The following is a 25,622-nucleotide window of genomic DNA, read 5'->3' as shown; positions in this document are numbered from 1 at the left end:
GGCCGATAATCCCACCGCCGGACAAACGAATATCGCTGTCAAATAGCAGGACACCGCATTCGACTCTTAAAAAGAAGCAAGGGTTAGGGCTATCTTTTGTGCTTACAGGCAGGCAGCGCGCGGCCTAATAACCATCCGCATAGCCTGTTTATCAAGCTCAATGCCCAAAAAGTTACAAATTTCTTCCAAATGCCGCTCCGGCTCGTAAACTAAGTCGTCATAGCGCAGTTGAAGCAAAGGCACGCAATTTATGTCGCAAACTTTCTTGGCGATTTGATCTTGTTTCGACAAAGCCAAGCCAACTTTATGGTCCGTCAAACCGGTATCTTGATAGCCCAGCTTTTGCAACATGGTTTTCTGAGAACGAATGACCTCGTCTAATGAACGCTGCATCATAATGACCCGGTAAGCGCAATTCCTGGGTAAATAAGGCAGCAAAGGCGTTACGACTTTGACCACCCTGCCCTCGGCGTCTGTCAGCCAATCATTTCGCAAATGCAACTGCTTGACTTTTTCCAATTCGTAATAACCCCAAGGGTTATGTTCATCGGCGGCACGTTCGCCGTCGCTGTAAGTCTGCATTCCGCCGAAAGTTAACATCTGCATCATCATCGAGGTGCCCGAACGCGGCAATCCCGATACGATGGTCACGAAAGGCTTTCTTTCGGAATGCGGCTCAGGTTCGAATCCTGCATGCGTCAAACTCAAACCGAGCCACGGCTTGCGCGGTGCGACTGTGTTTTCCATATCCGGCAGACCGGGCAACTGGGCAGCAATGTATTGGTCGCTAAAGTTCGCAATACACGGAATCGTTCTAAGTTTTCGACATGCCCGTCGCTGTTTGCGTATCATTAATGCCGTCAAGCGATGCTCGGCGCTACGAGCTTGATCATTCAACGCGCGATGATAAATCAGCGCCAATCGGGTATGCGCCTCGGCAAAGTTGGGGTTTTGCGCGATAGCCCGTTTCAACGATGCAATCGCAGCCTGCGTTTGATGCAAACGATGTTGGGAGATGCCTAAAAAGTAGTGCGCCGCCGGATTGAAATATTTCAATGCTATCGATTGCTTTGCGGCCGCTAGCGCTTCGCGGTTTTGGTTTTGGGCCAGAAAAGTTCTGGACAGCCCGAGCAAGGCTTGCGGATTTTCCGGCTCTAAGTCCAATGCCTTTCTTAAACTGGCTTCGGCCTGCGAAAACCGCCTTAATTTCATCCATGTATTGCCAAGCTGGACATGGAATCCCGGCACTTTAGTCTCGGATTCATTGGCATCGCTTAGATAGGACAAGGCCTTTTCGTAGTCGCCTTTGGCCAGCGCAACAGAACTGGCCAGATAATCCAAGGTGCGTTCATTTCCGCGGGCAATGGCGCGCAGATCGCGAATGATAAATTGTTCTTCCTTGCTGAAGAGATTTTCGGATAACTCGGGTATTGCCGTTTGGCCCGCCTGAGCGATTTCGTCTTTGAATGTGCGTAGCTCCTCGCGGCGCCGGCCGGCCATTTCGGCGATTTTTTTCAACCTATCGCGCGCCAGAAGCGAAGCCTTACGCCAACGCACATTCAAATCATTCAGTAAAACCTCCATGTCATCGACCAATTCCAAGGCTTGAAAACACAAAATCAGCTGAATGCCGAAACGAAATTCCAGAGGATAACGCCGGTAAAGATCGGCTAAAATCGAAGCCGCTTCGCCGTGCAAGCCCGCATCCATATAAGACCTCGCCAGATTATAGTCCAGCTCACGCTGCGTTTTGGCGACTGCAGTTTCACGGTCATTGCCGGGTTGCTCGATATAACCCAATGCCACCAACCGATCGAAAACTTCTTTGGACTCGGCTGGGTCCGGCATGCGAGATTTAGGGTGTTGGCCGGCATCGCCCGGGACGGCATCCCAACTGGGTATCGTCTCAACATTACGAGGCGGGTCGAAGACATCCAGCGGGCGCCCGTCCATGTCTTCACCGACCGGCAGCCCCAGCGCTGTTAGCAAGGTCGGCGTCACGTCCAACAAGCAAGCACTATGCAGGAACACGTCTTTTTTTATCCCAGGCCCCGACATTACGAACACCCCGAAATCCCGATGTTCAACCGCGGGACCGGCCGGTTCAGTGGGAAGTTCATGCGGTCGTAGGTGATCCGCATGGAAACCGTGATCGGAAACCAACATCACGATGGCGTCTTTTCCGGCTCGGTCCAATAAATGACCTAACATCATGTCATGGTAGACATAACCAGCCGCCACGACGTTCTGATAATGGCGATAAACCTCATCGGACACAAAGGCTTGCTGCGGCGGATGGTATTTCATGAAGCCGTGTCCGAAATGATCGATACCGTCGAAATAAACCGCGGCGAAATCCCAGGGTTCATTGTCCATCAACCAAGTTGCGGCAGACTGAATACTGGTACATTCCGCGACGGTTTTGGCAATGCCGGCTATGCGGCCATCCCGGCGCTGGTCAATCTCGCCGCCATGGGGAACAAACGGCAACAGATGTTCGGCGGTCAGTTCTGATGGATGCAAACGCAGTTTCGCCAACATTTGTTCGAGTCGAGGCGGATATACCGTGTTACTCAGCAAAGGCCATTCCGTTTGCCGTAGCTTCGGCGCGCATTGGTAGTGATTGGACACCATCACACCATTAATCGGCTCGGCGGGATGGCTCGGCCACCATCCCACCACGATACAGCGTTTGCCGTTTTGGTTAAGTATGTTCCAAATGGCCTTGGTAGTCCGGGATAAATTGGATACCGGCTGCACGCCGGTACGGTCTGGCGTCGGTTCGGAAAAGCCCAAGATACCGTGTTTGAATGGGCGCTTACCGGTTGCGATGGAAGTCCAAAGCATAGGTGAAAGTACAGGAGACAAGGTCGCTAAGTTGGCCATCACGCCGTCATCAGCCAATCTTTTTAAGTTCGGCATCAAACCCGAATCCATTAGCGGATGGATCATTTTCCAGTCAGCCGCATCCCAGCCTACCAAAAGCGTCTTATGTTGACTATGCATAGACATTCATTTTCCTTGAAAACGCCGGTGCTCGACGACCCTTTGAGGAGTGTGATTAAACACCGAAAGTCCGATGGACCAAATTCCCTATCGGCAACGACAATATCTCAAATTCGCTGAATCAGGCTCGCTCAATCGCCGGCATTTCCAATTTGAAGCCGTGTTCGCTCGCGAAGCTTACGCACCCCCGACGCACCGGCCGCTAACAAACCCAAAGCCATTAAGCCCGAACTCGCGGGCAAAGGCACAGTCCCAACCTGAATACTTTCGCCGGGCGCGTCGCTGAATGCGGCGGCAAGATAAACCACATCGCCTTCAAAACCGCCAAAGTCGACCTGAAACCAACCCAGCTTACCCGAATCCGTCAAAAAACCGAAAAATTCGGTTCCCGTTTTCATAGTAGAAAACGAAAACCCGGTATTCGAATTGAAAAACTGGGGCGTTAAGGTCTGAGATCGATTTACTTCAGCGAATCCGGCAATGCCATAACCGGCAAAAATCGTTTTTCCATAAAAGTCGTTATATTGACCGACACTGATACTGACTGAATCAATTTGGCCCAAGACAATACCCTGAGCGCCCAATGATCCGAATTCGACGGTATCGGGGGTGGGCTCTAAACTAAGCACGCCCGCCGTTGCGTGACCGCACAACGACAAACCCGCCAACGCCGCACCGTAACAACCAATCGAGGTTAAATTAAGCTTGTCCGTTTCTTTGTTCATGCAGCATACTCCAACATATTCTGGACTGATTGGTATCAAATCGCTTCCAACCGAATCCTACCAGCCGCCTCTGAAATGAACGGAAACACAACCAGCACCATTCACGCGAAAATCGTTCGAAAACGTAACTCATTATCATGATAATAGGCCAACTCTCGTGCTTGACAAGTTGTACCGAAAAAAAAGGGGCCATCCGGCCCCTTGTTACTTTCGGCTAGTTGTTAAACGTAGACCCGGGCGTACCTGGCAATCTAGGCATTTCTTGTTTCGGGAATTCGCCGGTCAAGGCATTCAAGAAGGCTACGATATCCGCGGTATCTTCATCGGACAAATCTTGGTCTAATTGCAATTTCGCCATGATTTTGACGGCTTTGTCCAAGGTGGGTACGGCACCGTTATGGAAATAAGGCGCCGTCAGAGCAACGTTACGCAAGGTCGGCACTTTGAATAAGTGCTTGTCTTTGTCCTCTTTAGTCACTTCGGCACGACCCAAATCTTTGCTGAAGTGGTATTGCGCTTCGAAATAGCCGTTGCTATGCATCGGGAATTTTTGGAATGTGCCTGGGCCATTAAAGGCAGGACCGCTGTGACATCCGGTACAGCCTAATTCGACAGCTTTGTTCATGCCGCGAATCTGTTGTTCGGTCATGGCGTCTTTATCGCCTTTGACATATTTGTCGTAAGCACTATTGGGGGTGATCAGCGTTCTTTCGTAAGCGGCAATGGCTTTGGTGGCATTTTCTTTGGTGATCGACTCATGATCGCTGCCGAAGGCCAAATCAAAACTCTTACGATAACCTTTAATCGTTTTCAGACGGGCAACCACATCATCCCAGCTTTTCATGCCCATTTCGATCGGGTTGGTCACAGGACCGGCGGCTTGTTCTTCCAAGCTCGCGGCACGGCCGTCCCAAAATTGAACCTCATTGAATGCTGCATTCCATACGGTCGGAGCGCTGCGTCCGCCGGTTTGTCCATTCACACCCATGGAATTCGGGCGATTGTCTTCGCCGCCCAGCATAGTGTTGTGACATGACGCACATGCCACGGTACCGGTCGAAGACAAACGCGGATCGTGATACAACATTTTACCCAATGCCACCTTTTCAGGGGTTGTTGGATTATCAGCCGGAGCTGGGGCTGTGGTCGGCAGAGCGTCTGCCGCCATAACGGAAAGAGAACCGGTCAATGCAATCGCAGAAACCAACATTCGCAGTTTAAACATATCATCCTCCAGAGTTGTTATTTTTAGTAACGAGCCCAAATTGTAAGGTAAAGCAAGCGACAAGGTAAATCTTATTGCAACGGGAACGTTTTAATCACACCAACATCCAATTATCGCCTGCTTCTGAAGGCAATCAGAATAAATCACACTTTTTTCAATTGCTTAGATGATTTTTGAATAAAGAAAGGAATTAGGCCATTCGTATTTGGCATAGGAGCCAGATCCGTCGACTCAATCTAGGGGGACTTATGAAAAAGTTAGCAATATTAATCGGCAGCATGATGCTATTGACTGCGAGTGCTGTATTCGCCGAACCGCACGCGGATGAAGCCATAAAACATGCGGAAGAAGCCGTGGAACAAGGTAAAGCCGGCAAATCGGCTGCATTGGTCGAACACGCCGAGGCGGCGCTGGAGCACGCTAAAAAAGCGGAAGATGCCGCGCCCAATAGCGATGCAAAGCATCATATGCATGAGGCGGTCGAGTCATTGAAATTAGCCATTGAGCATGGCAAATTGGAGCATTCCGACAAAGCGACCCATTCGGTCGAAGACGCCATCACCCATATGGAAGCCGGCAACAAATAATCGGCTTATCTTTCAGGCCGCGCATGCCGATGCCGAGCACCCGCGCAGCACGGCCTGTCTATTTTTTACATTATCTTAGCGTGCCCACGCGAACCCGTTCACGGCTAATCCAAGCGTAGCAAGCAATATAGGCATAGCAGGCTAGCGGAACCGTCAACGCCGGCTGAACGCCGAAACTATCGGCTAACATGCCCTGCAATACCGGTATAACGGCACCGCCTACAATGGCCATGCATAAAATTCCCGAGCCTTGGCCCGTGTGCTTGCCTAATCCTGTTAATGCCAACGCAAATATCGTCGGAAACATAATGGAATTGCAAAGGCCGACTGCGATTAAGCACCACATCGCAAGAGTGCCGCTACCCAAAACCGCCGCTAGCACGAATAAGCATGCCGACATTGCGTGACAAGTCAGCACTATTGCCGGCTTGAATTTGCGCAAGACTAACGCGCCGGCAAAACGGCCCAGCATCGCGCCACCCCAATAAAACGATACATACTTGCCAGCCTGCTGTTCCGGCAGATTAGCGATATCGGCTTCGCCAAGGAAATTGACCATAAAACTGCCGATCGCGACTTCACCGCCAACGTACAAGAAAATCGCTATTGCGCCTAAGACCAACTGAGGGTGTTGCCAGGGGCTATCGCGTTCCGAAACTGCAACGGTACGCCGAAAAGCCGATTGGGTTTCGATTTTCGGTAAATTTAACAGCGCAAACACTAGCGCCATCAAGAACAATGCCGCTGCCAGCAATAAATACGGATATTGCACCGTAGCGGCTTGCGCTGCCCGATAGGCCAACAACTGTTCGGCATTTAACGTTTTTATTTCTTCGCCGCTTTTGACTGCGACCGATAAAATCATTAGCGAACCCCAAAAAGGTGCCAACGCGGTACCAAGCGAATTAAAAGCCTGGGTCATCGTCAGACGGCTGGACGCACTTTCCGGCGCGCCCAGCACCGTGACATAAGGATTGGCCGCCACTTGCAACAAGGTTATTCCGGACGCCAGCACAAAAAGCGCCGTCAAAAACAATGGATACGCCTGCAAACCGGCGGCCGGATAAAACAGCAAACAGCCCGTGCCGGCAATGGTCAGACCGGTCACGATACCGCCTTTATAACCGATGTTTTCCACCAAGATTCCGCTGGGCACCGACATGACGAAATACGCAGTAAAAAAGCAAAACTGTATCAGCATCGCTTCGGTGTAATTCAACGCGAATACGGCTTTCAAATGCGGAATCAAAATATCGTTCAAACAGGTGATAAATCCCCAGATGAAAAACAATGAGGTCAATATCGCTAACGAGCCGCGGTAAGTTGATTCATTAACCTGTGGTGTTTTCATTATTCGGAAGTCCGTGCGCGTACCCTAAACCGTTAAAGTGGCCGGCGCTCGCAATCTTAGCCGTCTGCCGGTTGCTTGCTTCAATTATTCAGCACGGTGAACGCCGCGCTTTCTGTGCCGACATTCACCTTGAATTCTCCCGGTTCGACGCTACGCTTCATATTCGGGCCTATAAAGGATAAATCCTGCGGAGTCAGACTGAAATGCACGGTCTGCTGCTCGCCGGGTTGCAGTTCGATCTTTTTAAAGCCTTTCAACTGCTTGACCGGCCGCGTCACCGAAGCGATTACATCATTCAAATATAGGAGTACCGTTTCTTTGCCGGCCCGGCGGCCGGTATTTTTGACATTGACGCTGACTTCCACCGCCTCACCATCAGCAAAACTTGTCTTATTCAATTTCAAACCATTGGTTTCGAAACGGGTGTAACTCAGGCCATGGCCGAAGGGATACAGCGGCCGATATTGATTACTCTCAAAGTCTGCCATCGGCTTGTGGTCGTAGGGAGTGATGTCGTTAGGCGCTCTCGGGTAGGAAATCGGCAGCTTTCCACTCGGATTGACATCGCCGAACAATATGTCGGCCATTGCGGATCCGCCCTCCATGCCGGGCAGAAAGCCTAAGACAACCGCTTGAGCCTTATCGGCGATCTCCGTGATGATGCGCGGCCTGCCGCCGAAGGTCACCAAGATCACCGGTTTTCCGGTCGTAAAAATCGCCCTGGCCAGCTGCAATTGCACCGGATCGAGTTCCAGCGTATCGATATTGCCCACGGTCTCCGTATAGGTGTTTTCTCCAAGCGCCAGCACTACGACGTCATGGTTGCGTGCTTCAGTGACCGCTTTTTCAATGTTAATCTCGTCGCTAAAGCGTTCGCCGCCGACATAAGTGACTTTGCCACTGGTTTTCTGTTGAATCGCCCGCAGCAAGGTCAGCTTGTCCTTCGGATACCATTGCTCGGCGTCGCCCTGCCAAGTGATGGTCCAACCGCCGTTCATGACACTGAGTAAATTCGCGGTAGGCCCGGTTATCAATAGGCGGCTGTCTTTACTCAACGGCAAAATCCCATTGGCGTTTTTTGCCAACACAATCGATTCTTCCGCCGCTTGGCGATTGATTGCCTCCGCTTCTTCGGTCGCAAAATGACCGGCTACCGCCAACGCCGGCTCGTCGCGATCAAACAAACCGGCCTGATATTTGACTCGCAATATGCGAGACACCGCCTGGTCTATACGCGCCATCGGCACATCACCGGTTTTGGCCAAATCAATCAGCAAATCGTAAAACGAGAAATCGAACGGCACCATGCTCATGTCGACCCCCGCCATCACGGCGATCTTGACCGCTTCTCGCGGTGTCGCCGCCATTTTGTCGCGAGTATATAGCCGAATGATGTCCTGCCAATCGGAAACGGTGAAACCTTTAAAACCCATTTCGCCGCGCAAGATTTCGGTCAAATAATGGTGATTGGCGTGACCTGGGATACCGTCGACTTCGGCGGAATTAATCATCACGGTTGGAGAACCCGCCGCGACCCCGGCTTCGAAGCCGGGCAGGAAATATTCGCGCAATGCCCGCTCGCCTATCCAGGCCGGGGTTCGGTCTTTGCCGTTCAAGGGATAACTGTAGCCGACATAATGCTTCAAACAGGTCGGCGCCTTATCGGCCGCGGCCATGTCTTCGCCTTGATGACCCTTGATATAAGCGCTGCCCATCGCGCTTGCCAAATAAACATCTTCGCCGAAGGTTTCCCACAGACGGGGCCACAAAGGCTGGCGGCCGATATCCATGACCGGCGAGAAATTCCAATCCAATCCCGATGCCTTGATCTCACGTGCCGCGATCTCGCCTTCTTTAAACGACAGCTCGGTATTGAATGTCGCCGCCATGCTGATGGCTTGCGGAAACAGCACCGCCCCTTGCGTATAGCTTGCGCCGTGAATGGCATCGATACCGTAGATTACCGGAATCCGTAGACGCGATTTAGCGGCCGTTTCGCGCACGGCTTGCGTCAATCGCCGCCATTTCTCGATAGCTTGAGCCCTGTTGTTCGGCGTAGTCGGTGTATTCAGGATCGAACCCACGTGGTGATTCAGAATAGCATCCTCCAATTTCGATCGATCGACCGGATCTTCCGCATCCTGACCGTTTTCGACCGAAACGACGCTAAAGTCTATCTGCGTCATCTGGCCGACTTTCTCTTCCAAAGTCATTTGCGCCAGCAAATCCTGAACTTTTTTATCGACAGACTCATTCGTTAGTTGCGCGCTCACCTCAGGCTCCATGATGAAAAATAGAGAACAAGCGAAAAGAATAGTATGGTGTTTTAACAAGTGATAGTTCCGAGTGAAAATATAGGTTGGGCAACAGGCCGTCAATGCTCTAGGTTTCCATCAATACCCTGGCCAATAAACTGTCTTTCTCAAGCGCCTTCGGCGCTTCTGCGGGACATTGTTCTATCATCGCCGCTATTTGTTGTTTCAATTCGTTGTTTCGCTGCTGTTCCGTTTGGATGATTTGTTTGATTTCGGCCTCGATCGTCGCCAAGGCTCTCAGCATGCCTTTTTGCAAGCCGGCATAAGCGGCTTTTTCCATCGAAGGTTGTAGTTTTTTATGCATAAAAAATGGGATCAGCCAACTCAGGCCGATCAACAACACGCTGTGTACGGCGAAGTCGGTTCCCAAATAAGCCGTGGCGTCGGCCGCGCTATGATAATAACCGGCGTAGACTTGATAGCCAACGACGGCCATCGCCGCGATCGGCAACACGGTTTCGCAAACAGCGGTTAACTTAACCAGGAACCGCTGCATCGCATTTCCCGGTTTCAACAGGGCTTCGCGCCCGGCCAGCTGGCTTTGCTTGGTCACCGCTTTTTCGGCATGGTCGCCTACCGGTTTCAGCGCGGCTTTGAGCGGTTTGCTCGGAATATTGCACTGAGCCGCATGCAAAACCAATTCGTCAAGTAAATCCTGCAGGCGATTTTGCGCCCAACCGTCCCATAATTTGATGTCGCATTGCTGTCCTAAACTGCCGGCCCAAGCTTGCGAAAACTGTTTTATCGGCCAAGCCAAACCCCGCTGCAATTCGGTTTCCGCCCGTTGCCAGAGCGCTTCCAAGGCCTGTTGAAAATCTGCATAATCCTGCTTGTCGAAACACGTCCGCAAGCCCTGCAGCACCTGCAATAGCTGCTGGTTTCGCATTTTTTCACTATGCTGCTCCAGTTCGGCCAGCTTCTGCCGGCCGGACAATTGCTTGAGCTGGGCCAGTAGCGCACCGAATTCGTCGCCATCGGATTCGGTGCAACTGGTGCGAAATATCAGAGGATCGGCAAATCCGGCTTTACTCAATTGATGCTTGAAATCGTCGAACTGAACGGCTAGCCCCTTATCCCACTGGTTCATCACAAACAACCAAGCGTGCTTGGCGCCTTCGGCCAATAACAATTGCCAGGCCTTGTTGTCCCGGTAACGCTCCGGGCTGACCACGTATAACAGCACGTCGATATGCGGCAGCCACTCCAATACCAAGCGCTTGTTTTCGAGTTCTACGCTATCGAAATCGGGCATATCGATCCAGACAATATGACTGTTGGCCTGATTACTGTGCTGACTGATGTTGATGCGTTCCAGCGGCGCTCCGGCAGGCAGTTGATTAATGCTTAGGGCATGATGGTGATACAGGGTCACTTCCCGCGACGTCGGGCGTTCGACGCCGGCACGCGCAATCGCCTGCCCTGCCAGTCGATTCAAAAGCGAACTTTTCCCGACACCGGTCCCTCCCATGAAAGCGACAATTAAGGGACGCAGTTGTCCTGTCTGTGTTTCCTGATTAAACAATTGTCCGGGCGAACGCGGATCCAAATTCAGTAAATCTTCGACCTGCTCAGCGTTTAAGCGCCCCTCGGCCACGACGCGGTCTGCCCATGTTTGTGCTTTCGACAACAAATCAGAGTATGCGTAATCCATGTTTCTTCACTTTCAATGTTTGTTCGGCTTCGTGACACTGCGCTTCGGAAATGTTAAACCGCTTCGGCGAATGGCTTTTAAGGGGGATTTCGTACAAGCGCTCGCGCAGACAGGCTTCAAACAAACTGGTTTTTACGACATGTAACTGGTGTTGTTTCAACTCCGCTTCGACTTTGTGCATATAGCTGCCAATGGCGCTTTCGGTCAGCAATGACGTTACGCTTAGCATCACGGGTGTAATGACAAAATCCTGCACACCGATTCCTCCGACCTGAATTGCCAAGAGCATCGCGCCGGCATCGGTCGAGATTCGCGTGGCCCTTAAGCTATTCAGAATGATGGGTTGGTCTTGTAATTTGTAATAGAGCCGATGTGCCGCTGCATCGACATCTTGTTGAAAACCGTTGCAATAAGCGGCAACGGCTTGTTGATACTCGTCCAACAATTCGGTTCGGTATTGTCTGAGTAGTCTGCTCGTCTCTCTCCACCAGTCCTCGTGAATCGAAACCGCTTCGGTTTTTTCCAGAAGTTTATCGGCCAGTTGGATCAAGACATGCTCGCCCAGCTTATTCAGCACCGACACTTCCTGACTTGGATTGTTTTGCTGATTGCCCCGTCCCAACGCCATTAATCGGCGTATCGGCCAAGTCATGGCTCTGCGGGTGTTGCTCAAGACTTTGGCGATACCGGGAATTTCCAACAACGCCAGCAGCTTAATCAACGCGGCTTGAAACGTATGGTAATGATGCGGATGGTCGAGATAATCCCTGCGATAAAGCTTTTGGGCATCCGCCAGACATTGATCCACCAAACCGTGCCAATGGTGCTGCGCTTGGTGCTCGGCAACCACGGGTTCCACCCAGGAAGCCCAGTAACGGCCAAGAAACTGCTGCTGCTTCAACAGCTGTTTTCTAGGCGCAACCTGCTTTGATAGCTTACGAATGGCCGCTCCGGCGTTTTCCGGCCAGATTGGCAAGGCCGGCTGCTTGCGAAACAACATGGTCAACACAGCAGGCATTGCATCGTGCCGGCTTTTCAGCCACTTTTCCCGCAATGAGTCCACTACCAGCTGTTCGCTGCCTTCGGCGAGTTTATTCAGACATATCAAGGTCGGCTGCCCAAAACATTCGATGAATTTCATGACTTCCCATACCGATTGGTCCGCGTACTTCTCTTTGCTGACCACCAAGATAATGATATCGGCCAGCGCGATCGTCCTAATCAGGCCTTCGCGGTAGTCGGCGGCGTCGATGGAATCGAAATCGGGCGTATCCCATACCATACAGTTCGGCAATAATTCGGATTGCTTATCACTGCCGGAAAGCGCATAACAGTCATATCGGCCACGGCTCAATGAACTCGGTTCCAATTGCTGAAATCGGCCGAAATAATGCTGCAAGCCGTCGCTCGCCTCAGGGGGCAAGCCGTGCATAAACCCTTGCGGATGCACGGTGTACCCCGCTAACGGGCTAACGCCCGCCAAACTGTCGTTTAACAATAAATTGACCACCGAGCTCTTCCCAACTTGAGTCGGTCCAATCACGGCAATTTGCAACGGAAAGTGCGGTTTATCGTTGATTAACCGGCCTTTACGCAAAAACGCTTCGGCGAAAAGCAATTGTTCAATACACTGCTGATAATCCGGGTACTGCGGATGCTTATCATCCAGATGTGCTACTACCGACTGGTATCGCTGTTTGAGAAGTTGGATAAATTCCAGCATGATAAAAGGGCTTAGGTTTATAATTGCCGAGTAAATTGCTTTGTTTTAAGACCCGGATCTCGCATTATAAATATAAATGACGGGTTTGTTTATTTAGCCATTGGGGGACGTTTTATGAAGAAAGTGATAACCGTATTGGTTTTTCTGTTCTGCGCATTATTAATGGGTTGTAATAAAAGCCATCAAATCAACGGCAGCAGCCTGAAAACGGTCAACAGATCGGTCAATGCCATTAAAGATAAACTGCCGCTGGATCAACGCATCGAGTTTGAAGTGTCATATTGGTCGTTACGGGACGAGGTCAAGAACAATAAAGACTTCTTAAATGAAATCGACGGCATGACGCCGGAAAAATTGATCGCGAAAGGCAAGGAAATATTCCAAAAACGGAAAGCGATCGGTTATAAGGAGTACGCTCAATACGATAGCTGGGATCAAATGATCGCTCAATACACACAGGAGCGTATCGATCAAAACCGTAAGAAAATGCCCGACCCGCGCGATAAGAGCAATCCTCATCGCGTCGACTACAAAATGCATTCGATGTAAGTTAGCGGCGAACCGGGGCCGGCAGTTGTTTTTGTTCGACCAAAACAGAAACAAATTGACTGGCCTCGCTGATCGTCCTTTCCATCACCTCGATGAGCTTGGATATATCCAGGCCCACCTCGACAAACTCCTGTCTCAATGCCGCGATCGCGTGCGCATTCAGGTTGTGCTTCAAAAATAACACCTGATCTTGAAAGGCCGCCAAAACCGGTTGCATGCGGGATTCGGCTATCTGCATGGCTTTTATCAGGCGCCCGTACTGCTGACGGGACTTTTTTAGCTGCTGCTGGCTACGCGCCCGCAAGGAGCGGCTGCTGTACAAAGTCAATTCGGATTCCCATTCGGCAAACAGGGCCTCGCTGACTTGCTCTATCGCTTTAATTCGTTGCGTCACTTGATCCGCTTTATTGCGACACAGCTCATAGCGTTTTTTGAGTTGATGGTATCGTAACTCCAGCGGGCTGTCGTCGTGTCTGGCGATGTATTTAAATTTATCCAGCGCATCGACGAACTGGTCGCGGCTGTCTCTTAGACTATGACAAGCCTGATCGACTTGGGCCACGACGATGTCGCGCTTATGATGGCCCAAAAGCGATTCCCGGCTTTGATAGTACGCATTGCGCAAAGGCTTGTTCAGTAGCGATTTGATGAAAGTGATCATTTATTGGCAAAAAAGGTCTTTGTTTACGACTCTTGTTTTAAACGCGGCTTTTTCGGTAAAGCTTAAGAAGCCGGCATCGATAACGCCTTGCCGCTGTAATTCGGATAAAGAAGCCTGTTCGGCCACGGCGCAGGATTTGACCAATAGCAATTCGTGCGCATTAACCCGAGCAGCCAGCCAAGCCGCCAAACTGTCGGACGTGACATCCCAACCGGCCACGATTCCCGCGGCGTCCAATTCATCCGGATTCGGCGACCAGATCACCGCTTTAGCAGAAATGGGCAAATCGGAAATGCTGTGCAGCAGCGCGAATTCCGGTTTGAGGCTTTTAAACACCAGCGCCATCTGCTGCATGGCAAGTATAGCCATGCGATGCGCGGCCCTATCGTCGAATCCCCAATCGCTTTGCGCAGCTCTTACTTGATCGGCAAACACGCCGCCGCCGGGTACGATCAACACATTGCCGGCCCGGCGTTCGGCGGCATCCAAGCAGGCCGACAAGACCTGGGCTTTCAATAAACTCCCGCCTAATTTTATAACCGAAACCACTATCTGAATTGCTCCAGCAATTGCAACAACGCCGCCGCCTTGTCGAAACATTCCTGATATTCGGCATCCACATTCGAGTCGTTGACGATGCCGCCGCCAACCCAAAAACGAATGCTATCCCGATTATGCACCAAGGTGCGTATTGCGATATTCGTATCCATGTTGCCGTCGAAGCCGATATAACCGATCGCGCCGCAATAAACACCGCGCCGGTGCGGCTCCAATTCCTCTATGATCTCCATGGAACGAACTTTGGGCGCGCCGGTAATCGATCCGCCGGGAAAGCAGCTGCGCAACAAATCCAGTGCATGCCGCCCGTCCGCTAATTTTCCGACCACGGTACTCACCAGGTGATGCACGGTAGCGTAGCTTTCCACGGCAAACAATCTCGGTACCTTGACCGAACCGGCCATACATTCCTTGCTAATGTCGTTACGCAATAAATCCACGATCATCACGTTTTCGGCGCGGTCTTTCATGCTATTCGACAAATCGGCAATTTGCTGTTGATCCTCTACAGCCAAGGCCTTCCGAGGCCGGGTGCCTTTGATCGGTTTGGTTTCGACGACACCGGCCGTCACCTTCAAAAAGCGCTCGGGCGAAGAACTCAACACCTGTACGTCGGGGAAATTCAAATAAGCGCTAAAAGGCGCGGCATTGATTTTTCGCAGCACCTGGTAAGCGTACCAGGGATTACCTTTACAAGCGCTGATAAAGCGCTGGGTCAGATTGACTTGATAACAATCGCCTTCTTTCAAATAATGTTTAATTTTTGCGAAGGCTCGTCCGTAATCCAGCCGGCTCATATTCGATTGGGGCGCAGTCAGCACTCTAAAATCGCTCACCTCGTGCTTGCAAGGTAAATGGCTGAATTGCTCGATTAGCTCGTTTACCTGTTGGTCGGTTAAATCGCGACCGACCAGCCAGCTTTGGCGTTTTTGGTGGTCGACCACAACCGCCCAATGATAAATCCCAACCGCCATATCGGGAATCCGTTCGGAAGATTCGGCAATGACCGGCAACCGTTCTATGCGCCGCGCCAGATCGTAGGCAAAATAGCCAACAGCACCGCCGTTGAACGGCAGATTGTCCACAACCGGTAACGCCGGTCCTAAATGCTGTTTAATCAGTTCGAAGGGATCGGCGTCACTAACGGTTCGTTTGCCGTCACGTGTCACAACGGTGGTTTTACCCCATGTTTCCAGTGTACAGACCGGTTCATAAACCATGATATCGAAACGGCCTTGTTGGCTTACCGGAAAGGCGCTATCCAGAAAAGCCGCCCATGGTCTGTCGATACAAGCCGCAAATATGATCGCGCTATCTTCGAAATACGGGATGGATTGTTTTATCAGATTTGGCATCAAAGGTTTGCTTCAGCAACGTTAGGTTGCGAAAGATGCATAGCAAGCCGGCGATTCTATAACAGGCTGCGATATTAACCAAACTCGCCGGCCAGATGCGCCACCGACACGGCGGGGGCGCAATCCGCAGCGTTCAGATCGCCGATTCGAGACGATTGCTTAAACAAACGGCTAAAATCCACATAATCAAGTCGGAGCTCCCCGGCCAGCTCCTTGACTAAAAATCGTCCGGTACCGGCACCGACCAAGCATAAGCTATAGGGCTGCGCGCTTCGTTGTATTTGCTTCAAGCAAGCAAGATAAATCATCTGTTTTTGTTGGCATTTCAATTCTTGGGCAAATGCTTGCCACACCGGCCAATCGCTTTCATTAAAATCGTAACCGGTCATCCGGGACAAACGCCGGGCACTGGCACGCGGGGTTTTCTCGCCGCCGTCGGCGGTTTCGCTTTGATCGTGAGCTTCGGATAAATCCCCGGTCAAGCGGTAAACGTCCGCCATCGTCGCGAAATATTCAGTCATCAGCCCCATTTCTTTTCCGTTGAATGTGGCACGTTGAGTTACAGCCATTACTGCCGTACGGACAATGCCAGTGTAAAGCAGCTCGCCGGAGATCAGTCGTTCATAATCGTTATGGCCTTCAGCTTTCAACTCATGGTCTTCTATAAGGAGAATGTCGGTCGTAGTGCTACCGATGTCTACAAATAAAGCGCTTACCTGCCTTTTCGCGGCAAATTGAGCACTGGCTATCCAATTAGCCGAGGCGATGTCCATCGTATCAGCCCGCGTCACATCATCGGCGTTTTTAAAGCCTTTTAAGCCCGCGAAAACGACGATTTCCGCCGGACTCAATTTCGATTTCAAGGTGCGGATGATGGCTTCCACGCCCTGCTCGCGGCTATCGAAACAATCAACCAATTCGCCGGTCATCGTTACCGCATGGCGAGCCTGATTGATGGGCATTTCTTTTAAAACCGCGCCTATCGCCTCCTGTAGATGAAATAGTCCCTTCCAAAGCGGACAAGGCTGCTGTGCGACCAGCAAAACCTGCCCCGTATCATCAAGCAGCGCGGCCTTGACATGCGCCCCCCCTATATCCCAACCAATGACGTGTTTTCGCATAAAAAATTAATGAATGACGACTCTAATTGTTTGCTGATCGGTAAATATTAACTCCGGCTCGCCTTTCAACAAACACAAAACTTGTTCGGCGACATTTATTCCGGTCGCTCGCCCGATACCGACATAGGACGTGGTCAGGCGCGGGTTGATTTCCAATATCAGCGGACCTCGGTCAACGCTTTCGATCAAGTCGATACCGACATAGCCCCATAAACCCGGAATGGCTTGCGCAATTTGCTGAATTAAACGCTGATAATAGGCGCGATACCGAGTGGAAATATTTACCAGACAGTTTCGCAAGCGGAATTGCCGGTTCTCGACGGTTACATCTTGTCGATTGCAGCTTAACAACCAAGCCTGGCCTTGTTTAAACAGGCAAGACAGACTGATTGCTTGTCCATCGACAAAAGGTTGAAACAGATAAGCAGCCGGGCCGCCTACGGGCAATTTCAAAGCGGATAAGCCGTCTTGAATTAAGCTCCCTTCGCATCCAACCCCGTCAACCGGTTTGATCACGCTCCGGGCAAACGGCCGAACCTTAAACTCCGAAAAAAGCAGCGTTTCAACGACCGGTAAGGCAAAGGCCTTCAGTTTGCAATAGGTATCCCATTTATTACCGCACAGCGCGATCGTATCGGGTTCTGACGCTAATAAAATCTTGTTGTTCGCCTTAACTTGCCGGGCTATAACGGCGAGTGTCCCTCCGGTTTCCGGTGCAATCGGCCATACCATATCCACTTCGCCCGTCAATTCCTGTAAAACGCTGTGTATATTGTCGTTTTTTGCAACCGGCAGGACTTGAACGTTGGGGGGTAGGGAAAAATCTTTGCATCGCGCATCCAACGGAAGCACCAATTTCACTTCGTGCAAGGACGTTAGCTCTTCCAACAACGCTTGTAACATCATTCGGCCTTCGGCGGCCAGCTTGCTCGGCAATTCTTGTCCGGCTAGACCGCCGCCGGTAATATATTCGAAAATCAAAACCTTCAATTGCCTGTTTCCCTATGCAAATTATTCCTGTGATCGATTTGAAAGACGGCTTGGTCGTGCATGCCGTACGCGGCGATAGAGCCAATTATCAAGCGGTCCATCATCATTCCATATTAACCGATAGCAGCGATATCAATGCGGTGTTGGCCGGTTTTTTGGCTCTTCACCCGTTTAAACGCTTCTATATTGCCGATTTAAACGCCATTAACGGGTTGGGTAATCATTATCCGTTAATTCAATCCTTGGCCCGAGCCCATCCGAGTATCGAGTTTTGGCTAGATAACGGCAATCAGTTGTCTTGCATAGACAAGGACCGGACAAATATGACGTGGGTGATTGGTACTGAGTCGCAACAAGCGCCGCCTTGCGCGAGCAACCGTGACTTTATTTTGTCACTCGATTTCAAAAATGAGCAACCGGCGGGATTAGCGGATTGGTTTAATCATACGCAGTTTTGGCCGAAAGACATCATCGTTATGACGTTAAGCCGGGTCGGCGGCAATGACGGTCCGGATTTTGGAAAACTAAACGAGCTACAGCAATCGCATCCTCACAAGCGGTTTATTGCAGCGGGTGGAATACGCGATCACGACGATTTGCTAAAGTTGAAACGCATCAATATCAACGCCGCGCTTTCGGCGACGGCACTGCATACCGGCGCAATTTCCGAACAAGAAATCCAAAATCTCGAGGCAAAAAACACCCCGGCAAGCCGGGGTGTTTTGACCATTTGACTAGTCAGCGACAGATTATTCGTTGTTAACAGCGAATGGATGTTTCGCTTCTTTTTTACCGGCAACCACTTCTTTAGCGGTTGGAGAGCCTGCAACGGCGCGAGCGATCGCTTCTTTAGTTGCTTGGTAGTTGAATGTTTCGATTTTTGCATCGTCTTCAGCCAACCAATGGATGAAAACGCCGACAGAAATGAACAAATCATCTGCTTCGTCTGCCGGGATGGTACCGTCTTCGACAGAATCGGCAACAGCCATGGCAACGGCACGTTGAGCAGGTCCAAACATTTGAACAGCTTGTTTAGAACCTTTGATAGTTACTTTGTTGAACAGAATGGTAGCAGGTTTAACCATCAGGTTTGGCGCAACAACAGCCAACAGAGTGGAGAAACCGTCTTTGTTGTTTGTCAAAGCATTTGCAAATGCAGTTTCAGCCGCTGAACCACGTGGGCCCATAATTAGGTCGATGTGAGCAATTTCGTTACCGTCACCAACCAATGATTCGCCAACACGCATGTTTGTAATTTTTGCCATTTTAAATTTATCCTCTAAAGATAAGATTGAACCAAATGTTAAGATACGTTAAGTCCTTATATTGTAGCTTCCGGCCTGATCCGTCCAAAACTTTTTAGTCATCGCATTGACTAAAAAGTTGTTCCAGAAGCACCACCAGCACTGTAGCGACAGTGATGTCAGCACTAGTACCCGGGTTGATTTTTTTTGCCTTGAAAGCCCGATCGATGCGATACAACATCGGTAAAACCTTTTCCGGCTCGCCAGCAGCCTCTATCGCTTCGCAAAGCAAAGCCATTTCCGCCGCTATCCACTCTGAATACCGCTTTCCATACTTCCGCTCGACATGACTATCCGGATAACGAGCGAGCATGTGAGCAAAAGCCGACAAAGCCGCCCATCCGTTATCGCCAGACAAAACGAAAGCACGATTATACTCTAAAACTGTAAATTCAAAAACATCTTTAAAGCAGTTTGTATATTGCAAGGCGATTCGATCTTTATCAGCCGCAAGCGCCATGGCCTGGGTCAAAGTTACAGTCGGCTTCTCGCGTACGTCTTGGCTTTCGGACTCGCCCAAGCCTCCAGGCGCAGCCAATACGATGGCTTTAAACACCCAGTCCGCATCTTCTTCGGATGTGTTTTGCAAGACATCGGCCAACGAATGCCTCAGACCAGCCCTTGAGTTAAGCTGGACCGCTTGAATTAACGGAGCGCACAATAAAATAATCCCTAAATTGGTATTGCAGGCAACCGCTTCCTGCGTCGCTTTCACGGCGTAATAAATTTTTTCACCCAAGGTATAGTCAGGATCGCTAATCGATTCAGCGCTCACCTTCGCGCTGGTACGAAAATCTTCCACCGTCATGTCGTACGCATCGCTATACACGCTGACATTACCCGGCTTAAACGCCTGCAATTCCGTTTCGCAAGCCTTCAGATACGCATCGATTATTAATGATCTGGCTATCATGCCGTCACCTTGTTCATATGGCGTTCGATCAAATCCTGGGCCAGACATGCTGCAATATCGAGACCGCAAACGCTTTGCAAGCCCTTCCAGGCCGGCACACTATTGACTTCGATAACATGCAGATTTCCGTTCCGATCCCTGATAAGATCGACTCCCGCATAATCCATGTTCAATGCTTCGACGGCCCGCACCGCCAGATGGGCGACTTCGGAAGTTAACTCTATCGGCTCGCACGTGGCTCCGCGCGCAACATTGTTCAACCAGGAAATCCCGCGCCGACGCATTGCTGCGATGGCCTTGCCATTGATCACAAATACTCGCTTATCCGAATAGCCTTCACCGTTGCATTCAACAAAACGCTGTAAGTAATAAATACCGTGACTACCGGTCAACCAAAGTAGATCCGTGGATTTTTCGATACGACGAATGCCCTCTCCTTGCGAGCCGAACAGCGGCTTGCTGATCAAATAGTGGCCCGCTTCCAATTCCCGTTCGGCAATGGATAAGGCTTCGTCTCTATCGCGCAACACCCAAGTCATTGGAGTCGGCAAGCCAGCGTTTCGTAGCAAAACACTGGTCATGGCCTTGTCGACGCTACGCTCTATGGCGTGAGCGTCGTTATAGACCGGCACACCAAGCATCTTCAAGGTATGCAGCACATCCAGATAAAACACGACTTCTTCCAAAGAACCGCCGGGTACGCCGCGTACAAATACAGCATTCGGCAAATTCTGTTCAAAACCGGGTATCAAAACCGGCAAGCCGTCGGAAATCCGGATTCGGCATTCGGTCAAGGACGCATAATCCGCGGAACAAGCATAGTCGGCGAAAGCCCGACACAGTTGTTTTCCGTGCCAACCGGGATCATCAGTAATAATTGCAATTCGGCGCAAAGGAATCGTATATGGCAAAGATTGAAAACGAAAAAAAGCCGGACCCAAACCGGCCCGGCCTTTTTATGCTGATTAAAGCGAAAAATTACAGGCCGAAAGACTGATCCAGCAAGACATTGTCCAATTGACCGGCACGGAAGCTTTTGCCGGACTCGACCGCCGTCACGATCACGCTCGCCGGGCTAAACAACATCGCGTCGATTTTGAAGAAATCATATTCATAAAATTTGAATACTTCGGCGAAAGGTTTGCCGTAATCCTTAGACGTAGAACTCGGCAGCTCTTTAGCCAGTTTTTCCGCCGCTTCGTCACTGCCTTTGACGAATAAATGCACCTGTCCCGCGAACAGAATTGCATCGTTGGTGCGGCCCATGGCTTTAACGAAGTTGGGGTGCGGAGGACAAATCGGCGCGGAACCCGAGCCGTCGACAATGTTCTCCAAGGGAAAATGCAAGGCATGCGCCTTATGCATCGCCACTTCCAATACCCGCCCAACCACTTGCACGCCGCCGGCCAAACTGCTGGTCGGCGTGACGATGATGGTCAAATCGGCGGGCGACACACCGCAAGCCGCCGCCACCTTTTCAACGATCTCGACCGGCGGCACCGCGTCGTTTTCTATCACCAATACGGTTTTTTCAAAGCTGTCGCGATATTCCAGTTCCTTATACAACTCCTCGACCGGCTCGACCACGCCATCTTTCAGTTTGGTCGCCATCGCCCGTGCCGGTCCGGAACCCAAGGCATAATATTTTTCGTGCGACAAACTCCAACCGGCATACTGACTGCCCAAACAAGATAGCACCGGATTAGTCGAATGCACGCTAATGGTCAATGGCCAATTATTGGTGTAGCAACTATGCGACAGAGTTGCCGTACCCATCCCGCCCATGCAAATCTCGGTGATGATGCGGCCAGCTTCCAGACAACCCGGTACGTCGATACCGGCATCGATGATGGTGCATCCGTTTTCCAGTTCGTCGACCCTCAATCTCAACTTGTCCGCATTTTCCAATAAATGATTGACCAAAGGTTGAGTAAGCTTATTAACGCTTGCCTGATATTGCATGATGTTAAGGACCTGTTTTGAAAAGTTTTTCGATAAAATTCCGTTGATGCCGCAGACGTTCTTCGACTTGACCGGCATCTTTTCCGGCCGCAATGATACTGCATATGGGCTTACCCTTGCCAATTAATGAACCGGGCGGCGGCCTGTCCACCACCCATTCCGCCCACCTTATGCGAGGCGGAATCACGATAGGATTGTGCGCGAATAGGATTTGATAGCCTTTAGGCTGAGACATGGCACACTCGCCCAACACCCCAAAACATGCCTGAACGTGTAAGGAAAGAATCGAGTCGCCGTACAACTGAGCGCTAGCCGGCACGCGCGGATTGATTTCCAGTAAGAAACATTGATCGTCGATCAACATAAAATCGAGACTACCTAGTCCTCTTAACGGATAGCACTCGACTAACTTTGTCAGCCATTCGGTTATAACTTGCTTATTTTTTACCGAAAGCTTTGCGCGATTAATGATTCCGCCAAAAACAAAGGGATGCCTATCGTCAACGTTAGCCGTCCACTGCCGATTCGCGCCAAGCAGCTTAACCCGGCCCTCACCGGCCAAAAATAGCACGGACATCGAACGTCCCGGCATACGGCGTTGCCAATACCATTCGCCTTCGTCAAAGGGTTTGTGTGGGTCGTAATGCGATATTTCCATACCGCCCTCGCCGCGTACCGGTTTAACCAGCCAATCGCCACGCTCTCCAGGCGGCGAAAAAACCGTTTCCGGGTAGGCAATAGCCAATGACGTCAACCGGGCGAAAAAGGCGGGGGCATCATGAAACTGCTTAAACACATCGGCCGAATTACCCAGCAGCATCCAATGCCTTTCCAAATACGCGAGTGTTTCCAGATGTCGTTCCAACCCGCTGCCGTACACCACATGAACCAAACCGTGCCTTCCTCTCAGCCTCTCGGCAACCGGCCGTACGTTACATAGCGCCAGCGACGCCACTTTAATCGCCTCCAGCGCCAACTGCTGTGTGTCTTCGTCCCCGAAGCAATCGATAGCGACGGCCTCGAAGCCCGCGTCGAAAGCAAGCTGAACCAACATCCTCGCCGACTGCGCGACAACCAATAATTTGCTAGGCATGCTTGTTTCATCCATGAGGAGAAGAAGAAAAAATAATTAGAATGTCCGAGTAAAAAAACTGGATTTTAAAAAATATTATGGCATAATGCCCGCTTCTTGGAGAGCTGGCTGAGCGGTCGAAAGCGGCGGTCTTGAAAACCGTTGACGGCTTATACCCGTCCTGGGGTTCGAATCCCTAGCTCTCCGCCATAATTTACAGTTAAGGCCTTGATAAATAACAATTTATCAAGGCCTTAATTTTTTCTACCCTACTTCCTACTTTACTTCTGATTCCAATAAACGTCACTGATTTCTTGTCAGTGGAGATCAATGGCCGATCTTTATCTGAAAGTTACCTTTCGACAGCTCGCACCGTCTGAGCAAAGCCGAGATTTTACCTAGGCCGGCGGGGTTTCATAACGCCTCCGTGGTAGCTGGTCCATCATGCTTGAGCATGCCGATCAAATCCGCAAAATTGCAATTGGATTTCTTCGACACCGCTTTCAGTGGGTAACGCCGGAGGCTTTGGCCTGCCGTGCATGTTGTTCAGCACATCCCAAGGACTCATTTTTTGATACAGTACATCATCAAAATTGATGTCGAGCAAACGCTATGAGAACCGCTATAGCCATTGACGACGCTTCGTATCAAAAAGCCCTGGAAATGGCCGATCCGGACATGGATAAAACCGAAATTTTCCGGGAAGCGATGAAAACTTTCGTGCGGATTCGGACTGCCAAACGCTTGCTTGCCTTGGGCGGAACAATGCCGGAGATGGCCGATATTCCACGAGAACGCGGCCAAACCGACCTGTCCGCATGATATTGGTCGATACCTCGGTTTGGGTTGACCATTTCAAAAATCGTAACCAAGGCTTGGTTCGCTTGCTTGTTTCCGATTCGGCGTTGATTCACCCGCTGATCATTGCCGAATTAGCCTGCGGCACGCCGCCCGCGTCGAGAATCCGAACCCTGAACAGCCGCGTAGGTTGGGTTAGGCGTTAGCCGTAACCCAACACGTTGGCTTTCGACGGTCGGGTTACGCTCTAATCGAGCGCACCCACTCTGAGGACTTGCTGTTGCTGGCCTCGGTTTTGATCACGCCCGGCGCCAAGCTGCGGACGCTGGACAAGCGCTTGGCGAGATTGTCCGAGCGCTTTGGTGTGGCTTATCAAACATCGCCGACAGTGAAATGAAATTTCAGATTCGTATGGTGAGCAGCTTTGCCCACCATGCGGCCATTAATTCCGCGTGGGCACGAAATTTCTACCCATGCTACGCGACTTTGAACATTCGTCCGATTACGTTTCACTAATCGGACCTACGGCCCTGCGTCCCGGCTCAAGCCCCCGCTTCGATACCATCGCAAAAGTCTGCCGGGCACTGGGCGTTAAATTGCACGCCGAACCGGTTTGACGGTGGACATTACATGCTCACTCTACTCGGCTATTTTTTGACGGGTTGAAAAATCATTTATTGTATATACAATAATCGATCATGGACATCAGCTTCGATCCCGACAAAGACATCAGCAACCAAGCAAAGCACGGCGTTTCATTGGCCGATGTGCACAGGATCGAATGGGACATGCTGTGGGCTAAACCCGATACCCGCCGCCAATACGGCGAAGCCAGAATGATTGGGTACGCCCCCATCGAAGATCGCGTCTATTGCGTGGTTTATACGGACCGCGGCGACAGCCGCCGCATCATCAGCTTACGCAAAGCCAACAACAGAGAGATCAAACGTTATGCAAGTGAAATCTAAATCGGGCCGCCTGTTCCGATTGAATAACGACCGGGAAGAAGCGGCCGTCAACGCAGGCATCCAAGCCGATCCCGATACCTATGAACCGGACGATGCCGAATTTACCGAATTTAAGCCAAGCAGAGGTCGGCCCGTAGCCGAGAGCCGCAAAGTACCGATCAGCATCCGCTTATCGCCGGAAGTCGTCGATGCTTTCAAGGCCACAGGTCGCGGCTGGCAATCCCGGCTAGACGACGCCTTGAAAGAATGGCTGAAAGACCACGCGGCTTAAGCGTTCGGGCGCTCGCCGTCTGACGGAACCCGAATTAACAGCAATTAACCAAACCGGATTTCAGGCCGATTTTATCCAGGCTTTCGAACACGCTGCGGACGATGTCGAGCTGGAGGTAGAAGGATTCCAGCCCGCGTAGGTGCGATTAGCCTTGCGTGTTGCGGCTGGGCAATGCCGCTTAATCTAGCGGGTGGAATTCCCGCCTCGGTAACTGCTAGCCGGCCGAGTATCGAGCCTTGCAGGCAGTATGGTAACAGGCTGCTTGATGCGTAGGTACGAAAACTGGCGAGGAACAATGGTAACGGATAATGCCGACCGTGAAGGTGTTGAGTCTCGAAAACTATAGTTGGAAAGGGCTGAGGGTTTACGCTACCCCGCAAGCAACAAAGTCACTGGCGCCAAGGCGAGTCAGTGGTTTCCACCCGGGATCTTAGGCCGTTTCGAGCCCGATATTGAGATTAAGCGGTAACCCAGGAGATCCATACGTTGGCGTTGGCGCGAGCGAATGCACTTCCCG

24 protein-coding genes and 1 tRNA gene are annotated in these 25,622 nt (G+C 51.0%); 8 read left to right on the top strand and 17 right to left on the bottom strand.

Features of this window, described 5'->3' with window-relative positions:
- Positions 1 to 102: 102 nt before the first annotated feature.
- The 3 genes from ACW73I_RS04520 to ACW73I_RS04510 form a co-directional block, all read right to left on the bottom strand.
- A complete protein-coding gene (locus tag ACW73I_RS04520) occupies positions 103 to 3,012 on the bottom strand; it encodes an alkaline phosphatase family protein (protein ID WP_458028047.1) in 2,910 nt (969 codons plus the stop codon).
- Positions 3,013 to 3,137: 125 nt separating this feature from the next.
- Positions 3,138 to 3,731 carry a hypothetical protein gene (locus tag ACW73I_RS04515; RefSeq protein WP_458028046.1) on the bottom strand — a complete coding sequence of 198 codons (594 nt, stop codon included), beginning with the start codon at positions 3,729 to 3,731 and terminating at the stop codon, positions 3,138 to 3,140.
- A 214-nt stretch (positions 3,732 to 3,945) separates the two neighbouring features.
- The gene (locus ACW73I_RS04510) at positions 3,946 to 4,956 is read right to left on the bottom strand and encodes a cytochrome-c peroxidase (protein ID WP_458028045.1); all 1,011 of its coding nucleotides are present in this window, start codon (positions 4,954 to 4,956) and stop codon (positions 3,946 to 3,948) included.
- Positions 4,957 to 5,204: 248 nt separating this feature from the next.
- Between ACW73I_RS04510 and smbP the strand changes: the two genes are divergently transcribed.
- On the top strand, positions 5,205 to 5,543 hold the full coding sequence (smbP, locus tag ACW73I_RS04505) for a small metal-binding protein SmbP (protein WP_458028044.1): 339 nt from the start codon (positions 5,205 to 5,207) through the stop codon (positions 5,541 to 5,543).
- Positions 5,544 to 5,613: 70 nt separating this feature from the next.
- Here the strand turns inward: smbP and fucP are convergent, their stop codons facing one another.
- The 4 genes from fucP to ACW73I_RS04485 form a co-directional block, all read right to left on the bottom strand.
- Positions 5,614 to 6,894 carry an L-fucose:H+ symporter permease gene (fucP, locus tag ACW73I_RS04500; RefSeq protein ID WP_458028043.1) on the bottom strand — a complete coding sequence of 427 codons (1,281 nt, stop codon included), beginning with the start codon at positions 6,892 to 6,894 and terminating at the stop codon, positions 5,614 to 5,616.
- Between the two features lie 80 nt (positions 6,895 to 6,974).
- Positions 6,975 to 9,167, bottom strand: a complete 2,193-nt coding sequence (locus ACW73I_RS04495) for a glycoside hydrolase family 3 N-terminal domain-containing protein (RefSeq protein WP_458028042.1) — start codon at positions 9,165 to 9,167, stop codon at positions 6,975 to 6,977.
- Between the two features lie 109 nt (positions 9,168 to 9,276).
- Positions 9,277 to 10,860 carry a GTPase gene (locus ACW73I_RS04490; protein WP_458028041.1) on the bottom strand — a complete coding sequence of 528 codons (1,584 nt, stop codon included), beginning with the start codon at positions 10,858 to 10,860 and terminating at the stop codon, positions 9,277 to 9,279.
- Entirely contained in the window at positions 10,841 to 12,583 is a 1,743-nt protein-coding gene (locus ACW73I_RS04485) for a GTPase domain-containing protein (protein WP_458028040.1), read from the bottom strand. Before ACW73I_RS04485 ends, ACW73I_RS04490 begins: the two co-directional genes overlap by 20 nt.
- A 114-nt stretch (positions 12,584 to 12,697) precedes the next feature.
- Between ACW73I_RS04485 and ACW73I_RS04480 the strand changes: the two genes are divergently transcribed.
- Entirely contained in the window at positions 12,698 to 13,132 is a 435-nt protein-coding gene (locus ACW73I_RS04480) for a DUF6694 family lipoprotein (RefSeq protein WP_458028039.1), read from the top strand.
- A gap of 1 nt (position 13,133) precedes the next feature.
- Here ACW73I_RS04480 and ACW73I_RS04475 read toward each other — a convergent pair whose 3' ends face one another.
- The 5 genes from ACW73I_RS04475 to ACW73I_RS04455 form a co-directional block, all read right to left on the bottom strand.
- Entirely contained in the window at positions 13,134 to 13,793 is a 660-nt protein-coding gene (locus ACW73I_RS04475; RefSeq protein ID WP_458028038.1) for a DUF2959 domain-containing protein, read from the bottom strand.
- A complete protein-coding gene (locus tag ACW73I_RS04470) occupies positions 13,794 to 14,393 on the bottom strand; it encodes an amino acid kinase family protein (RefSeq protein ID WP_458028037.1) in 600 nt (199 codons plus the stop codon). It abuts the gene before it with no gap.
- Positions 14,342 to 15,706 carry an aminodeoxychorismate synthase component I gene (gene pabB, locus ACW73I_RS04465; protein ID WP_458028036.1) on the bottom strand — a complete coding sequence of 455 codons (1,365 nt, stop codon included), beginning with the start codon at positions 15,704 to 15,706 and terminating at the stop codon, positions 14,342 to 14,344. The genes ACW73I_RS04470 and pabB overlap by 52 nt, the downstream gene beginning before the upstream one ends.
- A 74-nt stretch (positions 15,707 to 15,780) precedes the next feature.
- Entirely contained in the window at positions 15,781 to 16,827 is a 1,047-nt protein-coding gene (locus tag ACW73I_RS04460) for a hydantoinase/oxoprolinase family protein (RefSeq protein WP_458028035.1), read from the bottom strand.
- Between the two features lie 6 nt (positions 16,828 to 16,833).
- The gene (locus tag ACW73I_RS04455) at positions 16,834 to 17,817 is read right to left on the bottom strand and encodes an ATP-grasp domain-containing protein (protein WP_458028034.1); all 984 of its coding nucleotides are present in this window, start codon (positions 17,815 to 17,817) and stop codon (positions 16,834 to 16,836) included.
- 14 nt (positions 17,818 to 17,831) lie between these two features.
- On the opposite strand from ACW73I_RS04455, the gene ACW73I_RS04450 reads away from it, so the two are divergent.
- Positions 17,832 to 18,551, top strand: coding sequence for a HisA/HisF-related TIM barrel protein (locus ACW73I_RS04450; protein ID WP_458028033.1), 720 nt, complete (start codon positions 17,832 to 17,834; stop codon positions 18,549 to 18,551).
- Between the two features lie 15 nt (positions 18,552 to 18,566).
- Here ACW73I_RS04450 and fae read toward each other — a convergent pair whose 3' ends face one another.
- The 5 genes from fae to ACW73I_RS04425 all read right to left on the bottom strand — a co-directional run bounded on the left by fae (position 18,567) and on the right by ACW73I_RS04425 (position 23,089).
- Positions 18,567 to 19,082: a formaldehyde-activating enzyme gene (gene fae / locus ACW73I_RS04445; RefSeq protein ID WP_458028032.1), complete on the bottom strand. Its 516-nt coding sequence runs from the start codon at positions 19,080 to 19,082 to the stop codon at positions 18,567 to 18,569.
- Positions 19,083 to 19,176: 94 nt separating this feature from the next.
- A complete protein-coding gene (locus ACW73I_RS04440) occupies positions 19,177 to 20,034 on the bottom strand; it encodes a triphosphoribosyl-dephospho-CoA synthase (RefSeq protein WP_458028031.1) in 858 nt (285 codons plus the stop codon).
- Positions 20,031 to 20,927 carry an ATP-grasp domain-containing protein gene (locus tag ACW73I_RS04435; protein ID WP_458028030.1) on the bottom strand — a complete coding sequence of 299 codons (897 nt, stop codon included), beginning with the start codon at positions 20,925 to 20,927 and terminating at the stop codon, positions 20,031 to 20,033. Before ACW73I_RS04435 ends, ACW73I_RS04440 begins: the two co-directional genes overlap by 4 nt.
- 85 nt (positions 20,928 to 21,012) lie before the next feature.
- A complete protein-coding gene (gene mch, locus ACW73I_RS04430; RefSeq protein ID WP_458028029.1) occupies positions 21,013 to 21,996 on the bottom strand; it encodes a methenyltetrahydromethanopterin cyclohydrolase in 984 nt (327 codons plus the stop codon).
- A 4-nt stretch (positions 21,997 to 22,000) separates the two neighbouring features.
- Positions 22,001 to 23,089, bottom strand: a complete 1,089-nt coding sequence (locus ACW73I_RS04425; RefSeq protein ID WP_458028028.1) for an ATP-grasp domain-containing protein — start codon at positions 23,087 to 23,089, stop codon at positions 22,001 to 22,003.
- Between the two features lie 98 nt (positions 23,090 to 23,187).
- Between ACW73I_RS04425 and ACW73I_RS04420 the strand changes: the two genes are divergently transcribed.
- The 5 genes from ACW73I_RS04420 to ACW73I_RS04400 all read left to right on the top strand — a co-directional run bounded on the left by ACW73I_RS04420 (position 23,188) and on the right by ACW73I_RS04400 (position 25,105).
- Positions 23,188 to 23,278 (top strand) — tRNA-Ser (locus ACW73I_RS04420).
- A gap of 402 nt (positions 23,279 to 23,680) precedes the next feature.
- A complete protein-coding gene (locus ACW73I_RS04415; RefSeq protein WP_458028027.1) occupies positions 23,681 to 23,890 on the top strand; it encodes a type II toxin-antitoxin system VapB family antitoxin in 210 nt (69 codons plus the stop codon).
- 449 nt (positions 23,891 to 24,339) lie between these two features.
- Positions 24,340 to 24,483: a hypothetical protein gene (locus ACW73I_RS04410; protein ID WP_458028026.1), complete on the top strand. Its 144-nt coding sequence runs from the start codon at positions 24,340 to 24,342 to the stop codon at positions 24,481 to 24,483.
- An 81-nt stretch (positions 24,484 to 24,564) separates the two neighbouring features.
- A complete protein-coding gene (locus ACW73I_RS04405) occupies positions 24,565 to 24,834 on the top strand; it encodes a BrnT family toxin (RefSeq protein ID WP_458028025.1) in 270 nt (89 codons plus the stop codon).
- Positions 24,818 to 25,105: a BrnA antitoxin family protein gene (locus ACW73I_RS04400; RefSeq protein WP_458028024.1), complete on the top strand. Its 288-nt coding sequence runs from the start codon at positions 24,818 to 24,820 to the stop codon at positions 25,103 to 25,105. The genes ACW73I_RS04405 and ACW73I_RS04400 overlap by 17 nt, the downstream gene beginning before the upstream one ends.
- The last annotated feature ends 517 nt before the right edge of the window (positions 25,106 to 25,622 follow it).

The sequence above is a fragment of the Methylomonas sp. MgM2 genome (genome assembly GCF_054172045.1).
Note: the sequence above shows the minus strand (reverse complement) of the source record. Positions and strands in the feature narration are given on the sequence as shown.

Coding starts and splice junctions, on each gene's coding strand:
- ACW73I_RS04475 (WP_458028038.1), bottom strand. CDS start 13,793: ATGATCACTTTCATCAAATCGCTACTGAACAAGCCTTTGCGCAATGCG.
- ACW73I_RS04450 (WP_458028033.1), top strand. CDS start 17,832: ATGCAAATTATTCCTGTGATCGATTTGAAAGACGGCTTGGTCGTGCAT.
- pabB (WP_458028036.1), bottom strand. CDS start 15,706: ATGCCAAATCTGATAAAACAATCCATCCCGTATTTCGAAGATAGCGCG.
- ACW73I_RS04415 (WP_458028027.1), top strand. CDS start 23,681: ATGAGAACCGCTATAGCCATTGACGACGCTTCGTATCAAAAAGCCCTG.
- ACW73I_RS04410 (WP_458028026.1), top strand. CDS start 24,340: ATGCTACGCGACTTTGAACATTCGTCCGATTACGTTTCACTAATCGGA.
- ACW73I_RS04440 (WP_458028031.1), bottom strand. CDS start 20,034: ATGATAGCCAGATCATTAATAATCGATGCGTATCTGAAGGCTTGCGAA.
- ACW73I_RS04480 (WP_458028039.1), top strand. CDS start 12,698: ATGAAGAAAGTGATAACCGTATTGGTTTTTCTGTTCTGCGCATTATTA.
- ACW73I_RS04400 (WP_458028024.1), top strand. CDS start 24,818: ATGCAAGTGAAATCTAAATCGGGCCGCCTGTTCCGATTGAATAACGAC.
- ACW73I_RS04510 (WP_458028045.1), bottom strand. CDS start 4,956: ATGTTTAAACTGCGAATGTTGGTTTCTGCGATTGCATTGACCGGTTCT.
- ACW73I_RS04515 (WP_458028046.1), bottom strand. CDS start 3,731: ATGAACAAAGAAACGGACAAGCTTAATTTAACCTCGATTGGTTGTTAC.
- ACW73I_RS04425 (WP_458028028.1), bottom strand. CDS start 23,089: ATGCCTAGCAAATTATTGGTTGTCGCGCAGTCGGCGAGGATGTTGGTT.
- smbP (WP_458028044.1), top strand. CDS start 5,205: ATGAAAAAGTTAGCAATATTAATCGGCAGCATGATGCTATTGACTGCG.
- fae (WP_458028032.1), bottom strand. CDS start 19,082: ATGGCAAAAATTACAAACATGCGTGTTGGCGAATCATTGGTTGGTGAC.
- ACW73I_RS04460 (WP_458028035.1), bottom strand. CDS start 16,827: ATGCGAAAACACGTCATTGGTTGGGATATAGGGGGGGCGCATGTCAAG.
- ACW73I_RS04485 (WP_458028040.1), bottom strand. CDS start 12,583: ATGCTGGAATTTATCCAACTTCTCAAACAGCGATACCAGTCGGTAGTA.
- mch (WP_458028029.1), bottom strand. CDS start 21,996: ATGCAATATCAGGCAAGCGTTAATAAGCTTACTCAACCTTTGGTCAAT.
- ACW73I_RS04405 (WP_458028025.1), top strand. CDS start 24,565: ATGGACATCAGCTTCGATCCCGACAAAGACATCAGCAACCAAGCAAAG.
- ACW73I_RS04490 (WP_458028041.1), bottom strand. CDS start 10,860: ATGGATTACGCATACTCTGATTTGTTGTCGAAAGCACAAACATGGGCA.
- ACW73I_RS04520 (WP_458028047.1), bottom strand. CDS start 3,012: ATGTCTATGCATAGTCAACATAAGACGCTTTTGGTAGGCTGGGATGCG.
- ACW73I_RS04470 (WP_458028037.1), bottom strand. CDS start 14,393: ATGTTTCGACAAGGCGGCGGCGTTGTTGCAATTGCTGGAGCAATTCAG.
- fucP (WP_458028043.1), bottom strand. CDS start 6,894: ATGAAAACACCACAGGTTAATGAATCAACTTACCGCGGCTCGTTAGCG.